At 71.5% G+C, this 17829-nt stretch carries 22 protein-coding genes; 7 read left to right on the plus strand and 15 right to left on the minus strand.

Features of this window, described 5'->3' with window-relative positions; translation table 11 throughout:
* Positions 1 to 8: 8 nt before the first annotated feature.
* The 3 genes from argS (at position 9) to ABEA04_RS04865 (ending at position 2433) form a co-directional block, all read left to right on the plus strand.
* On the plus strand, positions 9 to 1736 hold the full coding sequence (argS, locus tag ABEA04_RS04855; RefSeq protein ID WP_345455092.1) for an arginine--tRNA ligase: 1728 nt from the start codon (positions 9 to 11) through the stop codon (positions 1734 to 1736).
* A 40-nt stretch (positions 1737 to 1776) separates the two neighbouring features.
* On the plus strand, positions 1777 to 2166 hold the full coding sequence (locus tag ABEA04_RS04860) for a hypothetical protein (protein ID WP_345455094.1): 390 nt from the start codon (positions 1777 to 1779) through the stop codon (positions 2164 to 2166).
* An 84-nt stretch (positions 2167 to 2250) separates the two neighbouring features.
* Complete coding sequence (locus ABEA04_RS04865; protein WP_345455096.1) at positions 2251 to 2433, plus strand: hypothetical protein; 183 nt, start codon at positions 2251 to 2253, stop codon at positions 2431 to 2433.
* 3 nt (positions 2434 to 2436) lie between these two features.
* Here ABEA04_RS04865 and ABEA04_RS04870 read toward each other — a convergent pair whose 3' ends face one another.
* The 4 genes from ABEA04_RS04870 to ABEA04_RS04885 form a co-directional block, all read right to left on the minus strand.
* The gene (locus tag ABEA04_RS04870; protein ID WP_345455098.1) at positions 2437 to 2625 is read right to left on the minus strand and encodes a uracil-DNA glycosylase family protein; all 189 of its coding nucleotides are present in this window, start codon (positions 2623 to 2625) and stop codon (positions 2437 to 2439) included.
* A 279-nt stretch (positions 2626 to 2904) separates the two neighbouring features.
* Complete coding sequence (locus tag ABEA04_RS04875; protein WP_345455100.1) at positions 2905 to 4122, minus strand: HNH endonuclease signature motif containing protein; 1218 nt, start codon at positions 4120 to 4122, stop codon at positions 2905 to 2907.
* Positions 4123 to 5222: 1100 nt separating this feature from the next.
* Entirely contained in the window at positions 5223 to 6518 is a 1296-nt protein-coding gene (locus ABEA04_RS04880) for a Kelch repeat-containing protein (RefSeq protein ID WP_345455102.1), read from the minus strand.
* Positions 6515 to 7012 carry a SigE family RNA polymerase sigma factor gene (locus ABEA04_RS04885; RefSeq protein ID WP_345455104.1) on the minus strand — a complete coding sequence of 166 codons (498 nt, stop codon included), beginning with the start codon at positions 7010 to 7012 and terminating at the stop codon, positions 6515 to 6517. Before ABEA04_RS04885 ends, ABEA04_RS04880 begins: the two co-directional genes overlap by 4 nt.
* 233 nt (positions 7013 to 7245) lie before the next feature.
* Between ABEA04_RS04885 and ABEA04_RS04890 the strand changes: the two genes are divergently transcribed.
* Both ABEA04_RS04890 and ABEA04_RS04895 read left to right on the plus strand, forming a co-directional pair.
* Positions 7246 to 7539 (plus strand): putative quinol monooxygenase, encoded by a 294-nt coding sequence (locus ABEA04_RS04890; RefSeq protein ID WP_345455106.1) that lies wholly within the window; start codon positions 7246 to 7248, stop codon positions 7537 to 7539.
* A gap of 263 nt (positions 7540 to 7802) precedes the next feature.
* Positions 7803 to 8351, plus strand: a complete 549-nt coding sequence (locus ABEA04_RS04895; RefSeq protein WP_345455108.1) for a hypothetical protein — start codon at positions 7803 to 7805, stop codon at positions 8349 to 8351.
* 112 nt (positions 8352 to 8463) lie between these two features.
* On the opposite strand, the gene ABEA04_RS04900 is transcribed toward ABEA04_RS04895, so the two are convergent.
* The 3 genes from ABEA04_RS04900 to ABEA04_RS04910 all read right to left on the minus strand — a co-directional run bounded on the left by ABEA04_RS04900 (position 8464) and on the right by ABEA04_RS04910 (position 10278).
* Positions 8464 to 8685: a hypothetical protein gene (locus tag ABEA04_RS04900; protein WP_345455110.1), complete on the minus strand. Its 222-nt coding sequence runs from the start codon at positions 8683 to 8685 to the stop codon at positions 8464 to 8466.
* Positions 8686 to 8774: 89 nt separating this feature from the next.
* A complete protein-coding gene (locus ABEA04_RS04905; protein WP_345455112.1) occupies positions 8775 to 9065 on the minus strand; it encodes a hypothetical protein in 291 nt (96 codons plus the stop codon).
* A 676-nt stretch (positions 9066 to 9741) separates the two neighbouring features.
* Entirely contained in the window at positions 9742 to 10278 is a 537-nt protein-coding gene (locus ABEA04_RS04910; protein ID WP_345455114.1) for a hypothetical protein, read from the minus strand.
* Positions 10279 to 10496: 218 nt separating this feature from the next.
* Between ABEA04_RS04910 and ABEA04_RS04915 the strand changes: the two genes are divergently transcribed.
* Positions 10497 to 11195 carry an SDR family NAD(P)-dependent oxidoreductase gene (locus ABEA04_RS04915; RefSeq protein WP_345455116.1) on the plus strand — a complete coding sequence of 233 codons (699 nt, stop codon included), beginning with the start codon at positions 10497 to 10499 and terminating at the stop codon, positions 11193 to 11195.
* A 340-nt stretch (positions 11196 to 11535) separates the two neighbouring features.
* On the opposite strand, the gene ABEA04_RS04920 is transcribed toward ABEA04_RS04915, so the two are convergent.
* Both ABEA04_RS04920 and ABEA04_RS04925 read right to left on the minus strand, forming a co-directional pair.
* Positions 11536 to 12210 carry a hypothetical protein gene (locus ABEA04_RS04920; protein WP_345455118.1) on the minus strand — a complete coding sequence of 225 codons (675 nt, stop codon included), beginning with the start codon at positions 12208 to 12210 and terminating at the stop codon, positions 11536 to 11538.
* 72 nt (positions 12211 to 12282) lie between these two features.
* Positions 12283 to 12600: an STAS domain-containing protein gene (locus tag ABEA04_RS04925; protein WP_345455120.1), complete on the minus strand. Its 318-nt coding sequence runs from the start codon at positions 12598 to 12600 to the stop codon at positions 12283 to 12285.
* A 278-nt stretch (positions 12601 to 12878) separates the two neighbouring features.
* Between ABEA04_RS04925 and ABEA04_RS04930 the strand changes: the two genes are divergently transcribed.
* Positions 12879 to 13202: a hypothetical protein gene (locus ABEA04_RS04930; protein WP_345455122.1), complete on the plus strand. Its 324-nt coding sequence runs from the start codon at positions 12879 to 12881 to the stop codon at positions 13200 to 13202.
* Positions 13203 to 13622: 420 nt separating this feature from the next.
* Here ABEA04_RS04930 and ABEA04_RS04935 read toward each other — a convergent pair whose 3' ends face one another.
* The 6 genes from ABEA04_RS04935 to ABEA04_RS04960 form a co-directional block, all read right to left on the minus strand.
* On the minus strand, positions 13623 to 13763 hold the full coding sequence (locus ABEA04_RS04935; protein ID WP_345455124.1) for a hypothetical protein: 141 nt from the start codon (positions 13761 to 13763) through the stop codon (positions 13623 to 13625).
* Entirely contained in the window at positions 13760 to 14002 is a 243-nt protein-coding gene (locus tag ABEA04_RS04940; RefSeq protein WP_345455126.1) for a DUF6458 family protein, read from the minus strand. Before ABEA04_RS04940 ends, ABEA04_RS04935 begins: the two co-directional genes overlap by 4 nt.
* A 183-nt stretch (positions 14003 to 14185) precedes the next feature.
* Positions 14186 to 15010, minus strand: coding sequence for a DUF1295 domain-containing protein (locus tag ABEA04_RS04945; RefSeq protein ID WP_345455127.1), 825 nt, complete (start codon positions 15008 to 15010; stop codon positions 14186 to 14188).
* 95 nt (positions 15011 to 15105) lie between these two features.
* The gene (locus ABEA04_RS04950; RefSeq protein WP_345455129.1) at positions 15106 to 16785 is read right to left on the minus strand and encodes a carboxylesterase/lipase family protein; all 1680 of its coding nucleotides are present in this window, start codon (positions 16783 to 16785) and stop codon (positions 15106 to 15108) included.
* Positions 16786 to 16805: 20 nt separating this feature from the next.
* Entirely contained in the window at positions 16806 to 17387 is a 582-nt protein-coding gene (locus tag ABEA04_RS04955; RefSeq protein ID WP_345455130.1) for a TetR/AcrR family transcriptional regulator, read from the minus strand.
* Between the two features lie 52 nt (positions 17388 to 17439).
* Positions 17440 to 17691, minus strand: coding sequence for a lipopolysaccharide assembly protein LapA domain-containing protein (locus tag ABEA04_RS04960; protein ID WP_345455131.1), 252 nt, complete (start codon positions 17689 to 17691; stop codon positions 17440 to 17442).
* Between the last annotated feature and the right edge of the window lie 138 nt (positions 17692 to 17829).

The following is a 17829-nucleotide window of genomic DNA, read 5'->3' on the forward strand; positions in this document are numbered from 1 at the left end:
TTGAGGGCGTGCTGTCACCGGAGTCCGTCCTCACCCCGCTCGTCGCCGCGGCCGTCGAGGAGGCGTTCGGCGCGGAGTTCCGCGGCACCGACCCGGTGATCCGACCGAGCCAGTTCGCCGACGTCCAGGTGAATGCGGCGCTGGCGCTGGCCAAGCGGGTCGGGATGCCGCCGCGCGAGGTGGCGGCGCGCATCGTCGAGCACCTCGACGTCGAGGGCGTGTGCTCGGCGGTCGAGGTGAGCGGGCCCGGGTTCCTCAACCTGACGCTGGACGACGGCTGGGTGGCCGCGCAGGCCGACGCGCTGGCGGCCGACCCGCGGGCCGGCGTCCCGACGCAGGAGGCGCAGCGGGTGGTGATCGACTACTCGGCGCCCAACGTGGCGAAGGAGATGCACGTCGGGCACCTGCGCACGACGGTGGTGGGCGACGCGCTCGCGCGCACGCTCGAGCACCTCGGGCACGACGTCGTCCGGCAGAACCACATCGGCGACTGGGGGACGCCGTTCGGGATGCTCATCGAGCACCTGCTCGAGGTCGGCGAGGACTCGGCCGAGGCCCGCCTCGTCGAGACCGACCCCAACGCGTTCTACCAGGCGGCCCGGCAGCGCTACGACGGCGACGAGGCGTTCGCCGCGCGGGCCCGGGCGCGGGTGGTGGCGCTGCAGGGTGGCGACGAGCCGACGCTCGCGGTCTGGCACCGCCTGGTGGGGCTGTCGCGGCTCTACTTCAACCGCATCTACACCGCCCTCGACGTCACGCTCACCGACGACGACCTCGCCGGCGAGTCGACGTACGACGCCGACCTGGCCGCGGTGTGCGACGAGCTGGTCGAGGCCGGGCTCGCGGTGGAGAGCGAGGGCGCGCTGTGCGTCTTCCTCGACGGCTACACCGGCCGCGAGGGCAGGCCGGTGCCGCTGATCGTGCGCAAGTCCGACGGCGGCTACGGCTACGCCACCACCGACCTGGCGACCGTCCGCCACCGCGTCCGCACCCTCGGCGCGCACCGGATGCTCTACGTCATCGGCGTCACCCAGAGCCTGCACCTGCAGATGGTCTGGCAGACCGCGCGCCTGGCCGGCTGGCTCCCGGACGACGTCGAGGTGGTGCACGTGCAGATCGGCAACGTGCTCGGCGAGGACCGCAAGATCCTCCGCACCCGCCAGGGCGCCCCGCTGCGGCTGATGGCGCTGCTCGACGAGGCGGTCGCGGCGTCCCGCGCCCTGCTCGACGAGCGTGCCAACCTCGACGAGCCGACGCGCGACGTCGTCGCCCCGCTGGTGGCCGCGGCGGCGGTGAAGTACGCCGACCTCAGCGTCGCCCACGACAGCGAGTACGTCTTCGACCTCGAGCGGATGGTCGCCCCGACCGGCAACACCGGCCCCTACCTGCAGTACGCCGCCGCGCGCCTGCACTCCATCTTCCGCAGCGCCGGCCTCGACCCGGACGACGCCGCCGCCCCCGTCGCCGTCACCGAGCCCGCCGAGCGCGCCCTGGCCCTGGCGCTGCTCGAGCTGGGGCCGACCGTGGTCGAGGTCGGCCGCCACCTCAAGCCCCACCGGCTCTGCGCCTACCTCTTCGACCTCGCCCAGACCTTCTCGGTCTTCTACGAGCAGTGCCCCGTGCTCAAGGCGGACGACGACACCCGCCGCTCCCGCCTCACGCTCTGCGCCGCCACCCTCCGCGTGCTCACCACCGGCCTCGGCCTGCTCGGCATCCGCGCGCCCGAGCGCATGTGAAACCGGCCCGCGCCGCGTCCGGCGGGGGTACCTTGCGCGCATGAGCCCCGCCTCAGTGAACAGCGACGACGTCGCCGTACCGGTGGCCGACCGCGGCCGGGCGCGCATGGCCGCGGCCCTCGGCGGCCTGCTCGTCCTCGGCGGGGTCGCCTTCCTGGCCGGAGCGGCATCGGCCGGCCCGGACGAGCCGTCGTGGCAGACCGGCACCGGCTACGTCGGTGAGGAGATCGTGACCGTCGAGTCCGACGGGTGGTCCTACGGCGCCACCGACTCGGTCGACACCTGGTGGGACGAGGAGGGCACGCTGCACTCCGGCGGCTGGCCCTCGTGCCTCACCCCCGGACCGCACCAGGTCCGGTTCGTGGCCGCGGACCTCGAGATCGACGGCATCCGCACCCGGCCGATCGTCGCGGTCGACTGCCGTGGCTAGCGGCTCGACGAGATGACGTCACCGACCCTCCTCGGCGGCCCGCCGCTGCTGCGGCACGTTGCCCGGTAGGCGCTGCTTCTCGGGGTGCTGGGCGCTGTCTGCGGTCTGGTCATCGGACTGCGGGCGCACCCCGCCACGGCCTGGGCGGCGGCGATCGAGCTCGGGCTGCCGGCGACGGCGCTCGGGGCGCTCGTCGGGCTGGTCATCGGGCTGATCGCCGGTGCGCTCGTCCGCCGCCGGGATGGTCGGGCGTCGGTCCGGGGCTAGCCCCTAGGTCCCGTTCGCGGCTGCATCGAGGGCCGCGCGGACGATCGGCGCCTGCGCCTCGGCCCAGGTGCGCCTCGACCGGCTGGTGTGGCGGATCTTCACCACCGGCGCGCTGGGCCGATGGCCGGACACGGCCCCATACGCGTCGTTGCCCATACAGACGATGACGCGGGGCCGGAGCGCGTCGATCATCGTCCGGTGGAAGGACCAGCACCCGACGTCTGATCGAACAGCGTGTGGGTGTCGTGGCCGGGATCGCCGCCGGGGTTGTAGCCGAGCAGGTACACGTCCGGACGGCCGAGCCTCGAGACTGCCGCGGTCCAGGTGCCCACGATGGCCGAGGCGCGAAGCGGTGCCCACGATGGTCGAGGCGCAAAGCGGCGCCCACGATGGTCGAGGTGCGAGGCCGGCCACGGCCGAGCCTCGAGACCACCGGCCCCCGGGCGCGCGAACCGGCCACCCCGAGGACGTCTAGGTCCGTGGGACCGGGTCGGGCGGTTCTCGGTGGACCAGGGTGTGGTGGCGGGGGCACAGCAGTCGCCCGTCGTCGACGCTGGTGCCTCCACCGTGCTGCCAGGCCTTGGCGTGGTGCACGTGGCAGAGCCAGGCCGGGACGTCGCACCCGGGACCCTGGCAGTGCTTCTGGGTGATGGTCAGGGCGAGCCGTTGCGCGGGGGTGTGGAACCGCCGTTGCCGGCCGACGTCGAGCGGCCGTGAGGCGCCGTCGAGGACGACGGGCACGAGCCCGGCCTCGCAGGCCAGGCGTCGGACGGCGCCGGCGCTGAGCCGACCGCCGGTGTCGATGGTGGCAGCGCCGAGCCCGCCCTTGAGCGTGTCGAGGGTCATGGTGACGACCACGGTTGCGTTGATGCCGCCGGCGTGGGGGAGCTTGTCGGCGGGGTAGCGGGCGACGTACTCGCTGAAGGCCTGGCCGAGGCGTTCGGGGCTGGGTCGGGTGTGGTCGTAGGTCTGCCCGGTCGCGCGTTGGTGCTTGGGGGCGGCGATCGCGGTGAGCGCCTTGCGGAGCATCCCGCCCTGCAGCGCGGGGAGCGTGAACCGGCCGCGGACGGTGCCGTCGCCGTCGTCCCACATCGAGAAGGACGTCGTCCGGGCAGCGGCCTTCTCCTCCCGCTCCAGCAACGCCGCCTCGTGGGCGTCGGCCGCGGCGGGGTCGACGACCTCGAGCACGCGGCGGCCGAGGATCTTCAGCTCGCGGGCGTCGTGGTGCTCGGCGAGGCGGACGAGCTCTTTCTCGCAGCGCTGCCGGGTCTCGGGCTCGTCGGGGAGCGACTGGACCGCGGTGCCGATCTCGGCGGCCTGCTCGGCGAGCACCTGCCCAGCCGCCATGGCCTCGCGCGTCGTCTCGAGGTCGGTCAGGGCGCCGGCCAGGGCCACCCGGCGGCGCGCCTCGCGGCGAGTCATCCGGGTCGCGTGCGCGAGCCACGCCGCGGCCGACGTCGCCCCGACCTCGGCGAACGCACCACCGTTCTCGCCCTGGGCCAGCAGCCGCGCCTCGAGCTCGTCGAGCGCCGCCCGCGCCTGCGCGATGCCGACCAGTGCCTCCCGCGTCTCGGCCCCCCGCACCGACCACGCCGGGACGTCGGCCACCCCACCCACGGCCGCCCGGACGCACGCCACCGCAGCCGGGATGCTGTGCCCCGGCTCGTCGGTGTGTGCGTCCTTCGCCATACCCCTATCGAAGCAGGCACCACTGACAATTCCGGTCGCCAGTTCGCTATCCACAGAGAGCCTGTGAACAGGACGATTCGCCCGATCATGCCGACGTGCGGGCGCAGCCAGTCCGAGCTAGTGATGCGAAAGGCGCGCGGACTGAGGCCCCGTTATGGACTAATTCGGCAGTGAGATCGACCTGCCGAGCCAAGACTCGTGAACGCAGACCACCCTTAGCCTCCCCCCTGCTGTCGTGCTTCCTCCTGCTACTTGGCGGATGTGCCGACGACCCAACCACCGAGCGAGCCGCAGATGGAAACCAACCAGTCGAGTCTCCAGCGAGCGCCGTAGAAGTACGCAGCCCAATTGGCCCCGCCCGCGCTGGCGGGCCCCTCGAAGCACTTGTCGGCGAGGGATCGACTACTGGCCCCCGCCCAACAGTGGGCAGCACAGACACGTGGACCTTTGGGGTCTCCTTGTGCGCCAACAACCAAGCTGAGGACATAACCATCGACGAGGTCGAATACGAGATCGTGCCAAGGGCGAGCGGCAGCGGCCGAGTTCCGCGGGCCGAGACTTGGTTTCGACTGCTCCCCCCGACACCGCAGAGTCCGTCGCCGATTATCTCCGCTAGCGATGCTCCACAGGCTCTGCCCGGTGAGCCGGTCAGGCTCGGCGACGGCTTTGACCTCGAGGACTTGCACAGCTGCGACGGATACCTCAGCGGCAGCCGGACGTGGCCCATTGTGGAGATGCTGACCGGGGTCACGGCCGGGAATGAGGGCGGCATCGTTACCCGGACGACGGTTCGCTACCACACAAGTACTGTCAACTACATCTTGCGACACCGCTGGAGCGTGGGCTTCTGCGGTCCCTCGTCGCCCGCCCGCGTCTGCAACGATCGCCGCTGAGCTGTCATGCGCCGACGCTCGACCATGCCGCGTCACGGGCTCCGCCCGATCATGCCGCGCTGCGGGCTCCGCCCGACAATGCCGCGTCACGCGCGGTCGTGCCGAAGCTAGTACGCGAGTGTGCAGGCGAAGTAAATCGCCCGGAGCTGCCTCGAGCCCGTGTGCTCCGCCATGCCCGGTCGTCTTACTCATGGCCACCTCGCCGGGCTAGTTAGACGCAGAACCAGGGGTCCAGACCCAGGTTTCATCGGAGAGGCTGGCTGCGCCGGCGGCGCGGGCGTCCTCGTCGGACCCGCCGAAGACAACGAGTCGGCCGTCTGCCCAGGCGCCGGTCAGCTCGATGTCAACGGGGGAGTCGGGTCGGCCGAGGTCAGTCATCGTCTGTGAGCGGTCGTCGTAAACCAGGCCCGAGGTCGTGACGAGCGGGCCGTCGGCGGCGTCAACGGACCAGCTGTCGTTGCGTGGGCCGTAGTCCGTGGGGAGGCCCGGCACGGGCGACCACGTCCCGGTCGTCGGGTCGAGAGCGCCACCGTAGGGGTAGGCGCGGTCCCAGCCGTTGGTCTGACCGCCGTCGGCGGTGCCGCGTTCGAGGCCGATCAGGCGGTTGCCGGTCCAGTGGTAGAACGGGCCGATCTGCCCGGTGCGCGGGAGCCTTGTCCAGGTCGCACCGTCCCAGAGGTCGGCCTGGGTGAGGGTTGGTTCGTCGGGTGCCGCCTCGTCGTAATTGACCCCGGCTAGCACGACGCCCGCGTCAGTCGCGAACAATGAGTTGTCGGTGAGTCGCGGTGTGAGCGGGTCAGTCGGCACCCTCGACCAGGTGCGGGTCGCCACGTCGAGCACGAGCACGTCGCGGGTCGGAGTTTGGGACTCTCGGGCGTAGATGCGGCCATCGAGTGCGGCCTCGGGGCCATTGGTGGCCACGGCGGGCGCCGGGAGGTGGCCCCACGTGTTGGCGGCCGGGTCGTAGGTGATCCAGTCGCCGTCGGTGCCGAACACCACGACCTCATCGGCTACGACCGCGCGGGTGCGCGCGAACCGGGCCGGAGGGGCGGCGACAACGGACCAGGTGTCGGTGGCGACGTCGTAGACGGCCGCGTCTGTGAGTGCGTCGTCAGGTATCGCGCAGTCAGCACCCGGCGGGCACGGCTCGGAGGAGTGGCCACCCATGATCAGCACCCGGCTGCCCACGCCGACCATGAGCGGCCCGTACCGTGCCGACAACGGGCTGTCGGCAGCGCGGGTCCAGCTGCCTGGACCTGGTGCAGGCGACGGGTCGGGTGCAACCGGAGTCGTGCGGTCAGTACGGTCAGTGCCTCCCGTGACAAGCGCCGCCGTCAGCGCGATTGCCGCGACCAGGGCGCTCGACCCGCCCACGACCGCCATACGACGCCGACGCCGCAACCGGTGCCCACGGGTTGTGGCGGTGGCGAGGTCGCCGGGCGGTAACGGTGCCTGCTCGACGGCATCCTTGATGCTTGAGGTCAGACGGTCTTCGATGCTCATGCCTTCTCTCCCTCTGGTGACTGCTCGCGAAGGACACGGCGCAGGGTCGCCAGCGCAGCCGAGGCTTGGGACTTCACCGTGCCGAGCCGGCACCCCATCGCCTCGGCGGTCTGCTGCTCGCTCAAGTCCTCGTAGTAGCGCAGCACGATCACCGTGCGCTGCCGTGCGGGCAATGCCTGTACGACCTGCCAGACGTCGTCAAGCTCCACGCCAGCCGCGTGGGCGGTCTCCGGAACGTACTCAGTCATTAGTTCGCGTCGCATGAACGCGCGTCGCCGTTGGGCCAACGCGGCATTGACCGCAACGCGGCGCACATAGGCCACGGGGTCGTTGGCCGCCCGGACGCGGCCCCACGAAGCGTAGGCGTGGGAGAACCCCGTCTGAAGCGCGTCCTCGGCCAGCTGAGCGTCGCCGGTGATCGCGTAGGTCGTGCGAAGCAGACGTGACCACGTCGCGGCATAGAAGCTCGCGAAGTCCTCAGGGGGTGCAGTCACAACCTCATGATGCAGACGGGGGTCGCAATGGTTCGCTCACAGCGCGAGATCCCTCCGCCCGACCATGCCGCGCTGCGGGCTCCGCCCGACGATGCCGCGCTGCGCGCGGTCGTGCCGACGTGCGGGCGCAACCCGACCATGCCGATGGTCGGGGTGCGGTGACGGTGGATCAGCGATGAGTCCCACGTGTCGGCGGAGTCACTGTCTTCATGACTGATGAAGCCGCGGGACCGATGCTGATCATCACCGGCCACTACCGGGTGGATGCCGCTGAGCGCGACGCGTATGTCGCCGCGTTCGCAGACCTGCAGCGACGGGCGCGAGCGGCACCCGGATGCTTGGACATCGCGATTACGGCCGACGCCCTCGACGAGGAGCGCGTCAACAACCTTGAGCGGTGGGAGTCGCAAGGGGCAATGGAGGCGTGGCGTGCTGTGGCTGACCCGCCCGGTCTCGACGTAGAGATGCGCGGCGTTCAGGTGCGGCTCTACACGGTCACTGACGCGCGGGATCCGTTCAGCATCTGAGCCGAGCAAGGCGTTCCTGGCCGTGCTGTGTACCCCGGTTCGACGCCTTCCTGTCAGCGTGCGCTCTGATCGTGGCGATGCGCCCGACCATGCCGCGTCACGGGCTGACACCCGACCATGCCGCGTTTCGGTCCGGGGTGTCGACGTGTGCGCCGTGAAGAGACACACAAGGGGCACGTGCTCGCCACACCTGGTGCAAGCCGCTGTCGGTCCCGCCGCGCCAAACCTGAGCGACCCGCTTCGAGGCCTCCTATGCTCTGGCCGTGCGACTACGGACGACGCTGACTGCCCTGGTCGCGGTGTGCGCTGGCATCCCGGCCGTGGCGGCGGCGCAGGTTCACACAGTTTCCGACCCGTCCGGTGACGTCGTTGTCGGGGGGCGGGTCAAGCCGGGAGTCGGCGCCGGCGACATCACTTCCGTGAGAACGGCCTACCGTCCGAACGAGGTCAAGATCTCGGTTGAGCTCCGTGAGAACCCGTTCCCAGCTTTCGTAGAGATCCGCGGCGACGTCAAGGTCCCCCGCAGCAGGTTCATGCACCAGTTCCTGGTGGACGGCGGGCGCAACCCGCTCTTCATCTATGACCGGCAAGGCGCTGTAGTCCGCTGCCCCGGTGTCTCGGACTCGATCAGTCGCGACATGCGACGGATTACGCTCTCGATTCCCGCGAAGTGCTTGGAACGGCCGCGCTGGGTCCGCACCAGCTTGATGTTCTGGACCGAGTATGGCGGTCACGGGTCCACCTTCGACACCGCGGCAACGCGACGTGACGACGCCCCGGCCCCACTCGGCCCACGGGTTCGTCGTGGCTGAACGTAGACCACAGTTCGGCGCCGAGCAGACGCCCGCCCGCGCCGAGAGTCGGGCGGTCGTCACGCGAAGCAGCGCGCACCCCTGACAGCAAGAAGCGCTCGCATCTCGGCCCTCACCAAAAGAGACGGGTGATCGTCACCGTGTCGTCGAACGTGCAAGTCGTGCCGAACTTCGACCAGGACCATTCATAGCCAATGCTTGTGTAGCCACGGACGGCTCCGTAGGTCTCGCAACCACCTTCTGCCATGCGCAGACTGACGAATGACGTCCCGAGCGCGACGAGGAGCAGGACGAGGAGAATCGACGCGGCGCCAGCGAGCATCGTGAATTTCACTTCCGACAGTGTGCCTCGTGGAGTGATGCCAGGCTCGCCGCCCGACCATGCCTGGTCACGCGCTGATGCGCGACCAGGCCTGTCGGCGTTCAGTCGTCAGTGAGTTGTGCGTCGCCCTCGCCGTGCACAGTCCATTGCTGGCCGTCACAGACGGTCGCGTCGAGGTTTGCGACCAGGCGGTCCTCGATGGCGCTGCGTGCCGTCAAGTCGTAGTCGTAGCAACCCGACATCGAGATGATCTCGAACTCACGCGAGTCGAGGGATATTTCCCGGCCTGTTTCCGCAATCGTGATGACAAGGTCTTCACCAGAGTCGTTGTAGAGCGCCAGACCCTCGGTTCCCTCGGGGGTGAAGATGCACGACGACAGAGCCAGGGGCACGCCGAGCAGGGACCCTGCGCGGACGCCGCGATGCTTCCGATTCACCGTTCTGGTCCCCTCGGCGTCCGCGGATCGCAGCTAGAGCCCACAGGTGGAGGCCACAGCGAACGCCTTCCCATCGTGGAGGATCACGCGCAGGATGCCCTGCGCTCCCCACGCGTACTCGACCGACACGGATCCTGTAGTCGCGGGATAGAACCTCTTGTGGCCATGCTCGACGCGCGAAGAGCAACCGCCACCCGCCCCGAAGATGCGCTCCACACGATCGCGGGACATTCCGGGCTTGACCTGGCGGTACTCGGCACGGGTCACGACACGCTTGGCTTGACGGTCACCGGAGGCCGCAACCGCGGTGGGTGCCGCGCCGGAACCGCTGGGCTCCGCGTCTGCGGCGGAAGCAACGAGCGAGCCGACGGCGATGACAAGGAGCAAGCCAGCCACCACCCGCCACGACAGCGGCACAATTCTCGATACAGGCACGGGGGTCCTTCTCTGGAAAGGTCAGGGCTGCGCGAGCCAGTGGCCGGTTCGCATGGTGACGCAAGAACCACCGGCTTTGGTTGTGAATGCGCGAGGCGACTTCACCCGTCCTGCGCCCCGGCCTGACGCCGGACCATGCCGCATCACCAGCGTCACTGTGCCAAGCGGGAACGGTTCGCCCAGGATTGCTCGGTCCTCAGCGTCGGCGGACGAGCCGGCTGTACGGCCAGTCACCGGACGGTGTGCCTGGGGCGACGTCGGCGTCGTCGCCGTCGACCTCGGTTATCAGACGTACGCGGAGTGCGTCGTAGTTGCCGCCGAAGATGCAGGACGAGGGGATCCGGATGGAGACGGTGCGCTTGTGTCGTTGCCACGAGAAGCGGAGTCCTCGGCAGGGCTGCTCGTCGCGAGGGTAATAGCGTTCCGAGTACGTGCCGCTCTCGCGGTGCCGGCTGGCGAAGATGTAGAAGGGTGCGCCGGTCGGCTTGCTGGACCACTTCGGCTCGACCCAGACGGCGAGGTCGCCGTGGGTCACCTCGCGGACTCGCACGCGTAGGTTGAGAGCGTCGTCGTTGTTGGCCACGAGCACTCCGCCGATGTCCAACGAGCTTCCGACCATCCCGTCGGCGTTGGGGTCGTCGATCCAAGCGGTCTCCGCTTGGGCTGCAGGTGCGAACGTGCACAGAGCGAGCAGCGTCGTGAGGACGAGCGATGCACGACCAGGGGAGCGCATGCGGGCACCGTAGGTTGCGCAGAGCGCGCTTGTTCGCGTTTCGGTCGCGTCTCCGGTCTATCTCAGCGGCACGGGCGTCCCTTCGCTGACTGACGCGCGGCCGTGCCGCGTCACGCGCGGCCGGGCCGACGTGCGGGCTAGCGTGATCGGCAGACGACCGGAGACGTGCGACCGGTGCTCGGGCCCCACCTACGACCCACTTCTGCCGGAGGACATCGATGACCACGACGCTGGTGACCGGAGCGAACAAGGGCATTGGGCGCGAGGTGACCCGACGTCTGATCGCGGCCGGTCATGACGTCTACCTCGGCGCGAGGGACCTGAACCGGGGCAGGCAGGCGGCGCAGGAGCTCGGGGCGACGTTCGTGCGCCTCGACGTGACCGATGACGCCTCGGTTCGCGCAGCCCTGTCGACGATCCGCGCTCAGCGAGGACAGCTGGACGTCCTGGTCAACAACGCCGGCGTCCCCGACAACACGGCCGACGTCGCAGACATCAGTGGCGACGTGGCGCGTGACGTGATGGACGTCAACGTCGCCGGCGTCGTGCGGGTCACCCAAGCCGCTCTGGGGCTCCTACGGGACTCGACGAATCCGGTCGTCGTCAACGTGTCCAGCGGACTCGGGTCCTTCGCGGCGAACACCGACCCGGCTCGTCCGGAGTCGAGCACCCCACTGGTCGTGTACGCCGCGAGCAAGGCCGCCCTGGCCATGCTCACCCTCAAGTACTCCCAAGCCGTGCCGGAGGTGAAGTTCAACCTCGCCTGCCCCGGGCTGACGGCCACCGACTTCGCAGCGGGCTTCCCCGGCGCCCAGCCCGTCGAGGACGCCGTCGGCGTCATCGTCCGTCTTGCCAGCATCGGACGTGATGGCCCCAGCGGCACCGTCGAGGAGAACGACGGTCCTCTTGGTTGGTGAGCGACTCACCGACTCAGCAACGGGGGGCGCCCGACCATGCCGCGAAGGTCGCGCACATCGGTGCCTCGTCACCCGAGGACCACGCGGCGTGGAGGGCTGAGCCTCAGCGCGCGGCACCCGAGACGCACCTGGGCGCGAGCTCGGCCAGTCGTGGTCGCACGTCAACCCGTTGCCGTGTCGCACCGGCCGGTCCGGCGGTCACCTCGACCTGCGTCTCCGGCACCTGCAGCTCGCGGGCGATCTCGGAGCGTGGGTCGGACTCCGAGACGTCCCCGAGCCGGTCGACCCCGCGCCCCGCGCGCCCTCCCTCCTGCGACCCCGAGGTCGGGCACCGGTCGGGTCAGCCGAGCGGGGCGACCAGCACGGCGAAGCGGCACAGACGGGACCCCCCGCCGGTGCCGGCGAGGCCGAGGTCGACGCGTGCGGGGGGCTGGTCGAGGTACTGCACGAGGCCGGTCAGCGTCGTCCGTCCGACGCCGGGACCGGCGGCGTAGGCGAGCAGCTGGATGTTGCTGAACGGGTCGCTCGCGCCGGCGGTGGTGACGTCGGTCGCGGTGCCGGCGTCCCGGCGCGCGATGGTGTACGACCCGGTCAGCGGGACGAGCGGCCCGCCCTCGACGGCGGACGTGACGTCGAGGACGGCGATCACGCCCTGCGCTCCCGACGACAGGCAGCGGAGGTCGTAGCGGACGCCGTTGACGGTCGCCACCCGCACCGGGGTCGCGTCGACCGCGAGGGACCTGCGCGCGTAGACCGGTCGCGGGGCGGCGACGCCGGGGATGAGGTCGGCCCGCCCGATCGTGCCGTTGCGCACCTTGGTGCCGGTCACGGCGCCGTTCGCGATCTTCGGGGTCGTGACCGCGCCGTCGCGCAGCTGCGGCGTGCCGACCGACCCGCGCGCGAGGCCGGCGGCGTAGGAGGTGGCGCCGACGCCGACGACCAGCGACAGAAGGCTGACGGCGAGGGCCACGAGCGACAGTGCCGAGATCCGGCGGGCGGGGACTGGTGAGGTCATCCTCGGCACGCTAGGGGCGTCCCACGGGCGCGACCATGGCCCGGACGGGCCACCACCGGGGAGCCGACCGGCTCAGCCGTTCAGGCCGCCGGGGAGCGCGGTGAGCAGGTGCAGCACACCCATGACCTCGAGCGAGCGCCGCACCTGACCCCTGGCGTTGGTGACGACGACGGCACCGTGGTGCGTGCGCGCGCGTCGCCATCCGCTGAGGAGGACCCCGAGCCCGGTCGAGTCCATGAGCGTGACGTCGGCGAGGTCGACGAAGACGACGTCGGACCGGTCCATGGCCCGAGCGAGCTCACGACGGTGCTCGACGGCGTTCTCGAGGTCGATCTCGCCTCGCCACGTCAGCGTCAGTCCGCGGGGCGGCAGGGGGGAGGTGCTCGACACGGGCGCGCCTTCTGGCTCGGAGGCGAGGTAGGGGGAGGAGGTGTTGCGGCGTCTCGATGATCGGTCGAGACGCCGCAGTGATCGCCGGTCACCCCTACGGAGTGGAAGCACCACCCGAACGTGGTGAGTCACCCGGCAACTGCGCCGAGCATCGCAGGAGCGGCGAACGACGGGGACCACCCCGCCAGGCGGCTCGCCGGTCGTGCCGGAGTGAGCCATGCTGCCCGGCCTGGCGAAGCGCCTGACAACCACGGGGTGCCTGGCCCACACTGCTCGCCATGTCGTTCGACGACCTGCCCCCGCTGAGCCTGCCCGGCCGCGACTCGTCCGTGCGCACGAAGCTGTCGGCGCTGGGCGAGACGTCGACGTGGCAGGACGGGACGGCCGGGCAGTACGCACGCCAGGCCGCCGCGACCCGGCAGCTGAGGCTGGCGATCATCGGTGGGCTCGGCGCGCTGCTGCTGGCCGGCCTGCTCGTGCTCAGCACCGTGCCCCTGCTGGTCGTGGTCGGCATTGCACTCGCGGCGCTCGGTCAGGTCTCCGTCCTGGTCGGGGCCATCGGCCTCGGCGTGAAGCTCGGCAACCAGGCGACGGTCCGCTGACCGATGGCGTGAGGCACGCCGAACCGTCCGCCGTCAGGACCGGGCCCGGACCTGCTGCTCGATCAGGTCGAGGATGCGCCCGGTCTCGTCCTGGTCCAGCGAGTCCGCGACGAAGACCTTGAAGGCGCGAGCCCCGACCTGACGGCGAGCACCTCGTCCGGGTCGAACCCTGGGACGGTCCAGGCCCGGCGCGTGTCGTAGTCGCTCGGGTGGGTCGTGCAGCCGGTGTCGTCGCACGGGACCGCCGTGACGTCGCCGAACGGCTCGATGGTGCGGACCCGCTGCCCCGGCGGGACAGCGCCCTCGGCGTGGGCCTGTCCGTGGCTGCCGTCGTCATCGCCACCGTGATCATGCTCAGCGCGTAGGACGGACACCCCGCCGTACCGCGGAAGCACCGGGACGGCGGGGTGGGCTGGTGGGTCAGAGCCGCAGCTGCTCCTGCGGGCAGCCGGTGCAGCCGAAGACGCGGGTGGCGTGCCCGTCCTCGAACTCGACCTCCAGCAGCTGCCACTCGTGCTGGTGCGCGGCGGGCGCTTCGGTGTGGCGTGACGTCGAGGTCACATCCCGCTGCTGCGGGTGTCGCGCACCGACTGCGAGCCGTCGGCGTTCGTGACGGTCTCGGTGGTGCGGGCCCGCCGGCTGCGGTTGAAGGTGAGCGCGGACAGGGCGATCACGACGAGACCGACCGCGGCCATGATCCACCCGACCAGGGTGAGGTCGACGGCGTCGACGCTGTCGCGCACGGCCAGGGCCAGCACGAGGCCGACGACGAGCAGGAAGCCACCGAATCCGTATCCCATGGGTCGTCTCCTTGTTCTGCCCCGCAGGGCGACGGGGGCGCCCGAGCGCGCACCGAGGACTGTCCTCGGAGGTACATGTCGCACCGGGCGGCCGTCGTTACAGACCGGGGGTCGCCCGCAGGGGTGAGAGCAGCGGTATGCCGTGCCGCGCCCAGTGGCCGCCGAGCGCGGCGGGGTCGTCGGCTACCGCTTCGGGCGGGGGACGAAGAACGCGACGCGGCGCTGATAGTCCTGGTACGCCGGCCGCTCGCCCATCCTGTCCTCGGTGCGCTTGGCGCCGGTGGCGTAGACCAGGAAGTACGACATCGCCACCGGGGCGGGCAGCGTCCAGGCCCCGGGGGCCGACGCCGCGGCGGCGAGCCAGGCGCCGTCCCAGACGACGGAGTCGCCGAAGTAGTTCGGGTGGCGCGACCAGCCCCACAGCCCGGAGTCGAGCACCTCGAGCTCGTCGGGGACGTCGTCGTCCGCGCCGTCCTGCTTCGCCTGCTTCTTCTCGGCCATGAAGCGGGCCTTCTGGGCGTCGGCGGTGGCCTCGACCACGGCGCCGGCCACCATGACGGCGAGGCCGGCCGGGAACAGCCAGCGGCGCAGGCCGCGGGGGAGCGGGCTGGCCGCGGCGACCTGCAGGGGCGCGGAGACGAGCAGCTGCGCGACGGCCTGGGTGCCGAAGACCTTCGCGATCACGACCGGGGTCGAGTCGCCCTCGAGGAACTCGGTGTAGCGCTCGTCCTCCTCGTCGGTGCCGCGCAGCCGACCGAGCATCAGCCGCTCGAGACGGGCGGCCCAGGCGGTGGTGACGCCGGCGAGCGCCCACCGGCGCCACGGGTCGCCGTTGCCGACGGCCGCGCTGGTGATGGCGACCGCGGCGAGGCCCGGCCCCCACACGCCGTCGGCGTAGTCGCGCCGCTCCTTGCGCAGGGCGAGGGCCGCGGTGCCCGTCTGGAGGGCGGTGACCACCGCGGCACTGGCGCCGGTCACGCGCAGCAGGTTCTTGACGTCGACGCTCATCCGGCTCGGCTCCTCGCTCGGGACGACGGCCGCCTGGCGGGCCGCCTCACCCCAGCCAAGCCGGGCGCACGACGCGCCCGGACCGCCCGAAGGGGTCAGGTCAGGCCGAGGGAGTCCCACAGACCGCACTGGTGGTCCCGGGCGAACGGCGCGACCGCGACGGAGTCGGTGTCGAGGCGCAGCACCCGCTCCCGGTCGGGTGTCGTCTCGGGCCATTCGGGCCCGTCGTCGGCGGTCGGGACGCCGTCGCGGGCGAACGACGTCCAGTAGTCGATCATGGTGTGCCCCAGCCTCCGCTGGGCCTCGCTCGCGAGCAGGTCGCGTCCGCCGAGGTCGAAGAACGACGGCAGGTCGCTGGCGTGGGCTGCGCCCTGCGGCAGCCCCGACGAGGCGACGCCGCTGACGTCGGGGGCGCTGCGGTCGGCGAACTCGTAGGCGTAGACGGTCGCGCCGGCGGCGGCGAGGTCGGTGGCTCCATGGGCCGTGGTGCACGACCAGCCGACGTCGGTGACCAGGGTCGACCAGGCCAACGGCGCCGAGTCGTAGGCGTCGAGCGGGTAGTGGCGCAGCACGCGCCGCGTCGCCGGCCCGAACGACGTCCGCACGAGCGAGGCGTAGTTCGCGTCCGTGACGGCGTCGGGGTCGGTCAGCAGCAGACCGCCGATGAAGGAGCGGTGCTCGTCGCGGTTGCCGCCGGTGATCACCGGCACCTGCAGCACCTCGCCCTGCTCGATGGCCGTGGCGGGGTCGGTCGGCAGCAGGTCGGTGCCGTAGGCCAGCGGGTTGCCGAACGCCGGCGCCTGAAGCAGCAACGCCCCGACGGGCTGACGACGCAGGCAGGGGAGCGGTCGGGCGCCGCGGCAGCCGAGGTCGCTCGCGACGCCCGAGCCGATGGCCTCGCTCGTCGCCAGCGGGATCAGCGAGCGCGACGCCGGAAGCCCCGGGAACAGCGTGCCCTTCGGCCAGGCCAGTCGGCACGAGCCCGAGGAGAAGATGGCCCGGTCGATCAGACCCTCCGCCGCGGGTGAGGTGAGGGCCGCGCAGGTGGAGGTGGCACCGGCCGACTCGCCGTAGACCGTGACGTTCTCGGCGTCGCCGCCGAACGCGGCGGCGTTCTCGCGGGCCCACCGCAGGGCGAGCAGCTGGTCGGCCAGTCCGAAGTTGCCGGACCCCTTGAGGCCGGGCAGCCCGAGGTAGCCCAGCATCCCCAACCGGTAGTTGACGGTGACCACGGCGACGTGGCCCTGCTCGGCGAGCCGACGGGCGTCGTACTGCGAGGCGGCGCCGCTGGTGAAGCCGCCGCCGTGCCACCACACGACCACGGGCCAGGGCGCGTCGTCCTCGGTGCGGGGGGTGGTGATCTCGACGAACAGGCAGTCCTCGTCGGTCGACCCCTGCGCGAGGGCGATGCCGCCGCCGGCCCCGCCGGCCTGGGGGCACGACGCGCCCGACGCGGTGGCGTCCCGCACCTCGTCGGTGTCGGGTGCGGGCTCGGGCAGGGCCCACCGGCGCTCCCCGGTCGGCGGCTCGGCGTAGCGGACGCCGCGGAATCGGCGGACGCCGTCGTCGACGGTGCCGCGCCAGGTGCCCGACGTCGTGTCGATCCGCAGGGGTGCGTCCGCGGCGGGGGCGGTCGGCCCGGCGGTGGTGCTCGGGCTCTCGGACGGTGGCCCGTCCGGCTCGTCGGTGCCGCTGCTGCAGCCGGCCAGGACGAGGACGGTGGCCGTGGCGAGCGCGGCCAGGCGGGAGGCGGGCGGGACGAACGAGACGGGCATGCGGCTCTCCTGGTCCGAGGTCAGGTGGAGGTCATGGCGTGGACGGTGCGGACGAGCTCGTCGGCGAGCGGGCCGGGGTCGGCGCCCGCGTCGGTGAGCGCCACGGCGAGGTCGAGCACGCTGCGCAGGCACGCGGTCATCAGGTCGACGTCGAACGCGCGCAGCTGTCCGGCCTCCTGCCCGGCGCGCAGCAACGCCCCGACCCGCTCGATCTCGCGGCGGTGCTCGCTGCGTTGCTCGCGTGACACGGTGTCGGCGGCGCGGCTGGTGTAGATGGCGGTCAGCGCCCGCAGCTCTCGGCGACGGGCGGCGTAGAAGTGCACGCTGCCCCGCACGAAGGCCGCCAGGGCCTCGCCGGGGGAGGGGGCCGCCTCGACCAGGGCGAGGACCTCGTCGACACCTCGGGCGTAGACGGTGTCGACGACCGCGGAGAACAGCTCGGCCCGGCCGCCGAAGTGGTAGTTCAGCACGCCGCGGCTGATGCCGGCGCGCTCGGCGATGCGCAGGTAGGACGAGCCCTCCACCCCGACCTCGGCGAGCAGGTCGATGGTCACCTCGACGAGCTGCTCGCGCCGGGCGGTGCGGGCGAAGGTGGTGTCCACCCGACCAACCTGACACAGATGTCAGAGTTTCGACACCCCTGTCAACTGTCGGTCAGTCCCGGCGGCGCACGAAGGTGAGCGCGGCGCCGATGAGCACGCCGATCAGCAGCAGCCCGAGGAAGAGCACCCACAGCGGAGCCTCGAACTCGCCGCCGAAGAAGCGCACCTCGGTCTGGGCGGTGTTCTGCACGGCGAAGACGACGGCGAGCACCAGGACGACGAGGCCGACGACCTGCTTCGGAGACAGGCGCACGCCTCGCTTGCGCTCCTGCTCGACGGGAGCGGGCTGCACGTGGTCGGTCATGGGTCCTCCTGGGTCGTCGGTCTGTACGACACCAGTCAGCCAGCCCGCGGCGTCCGCGCCGTCCACCCGCAGGGGTTGCCTGCTTACGACGTAAGTCACATTGTGGAGGTGGGGTGCAAGCGGACGTCAAGCCCACCG

It is taken from the genome of Nocardioides marinquilinus, assembly GCF_039543705.1.
Classification (GTDB): domain Bacteria; phylum Actinomycetota; class Actinomycetes; order Propionibacteriales; family Nocardioidaceae; genus Nocardioides; species Nocardioides marinquilinus.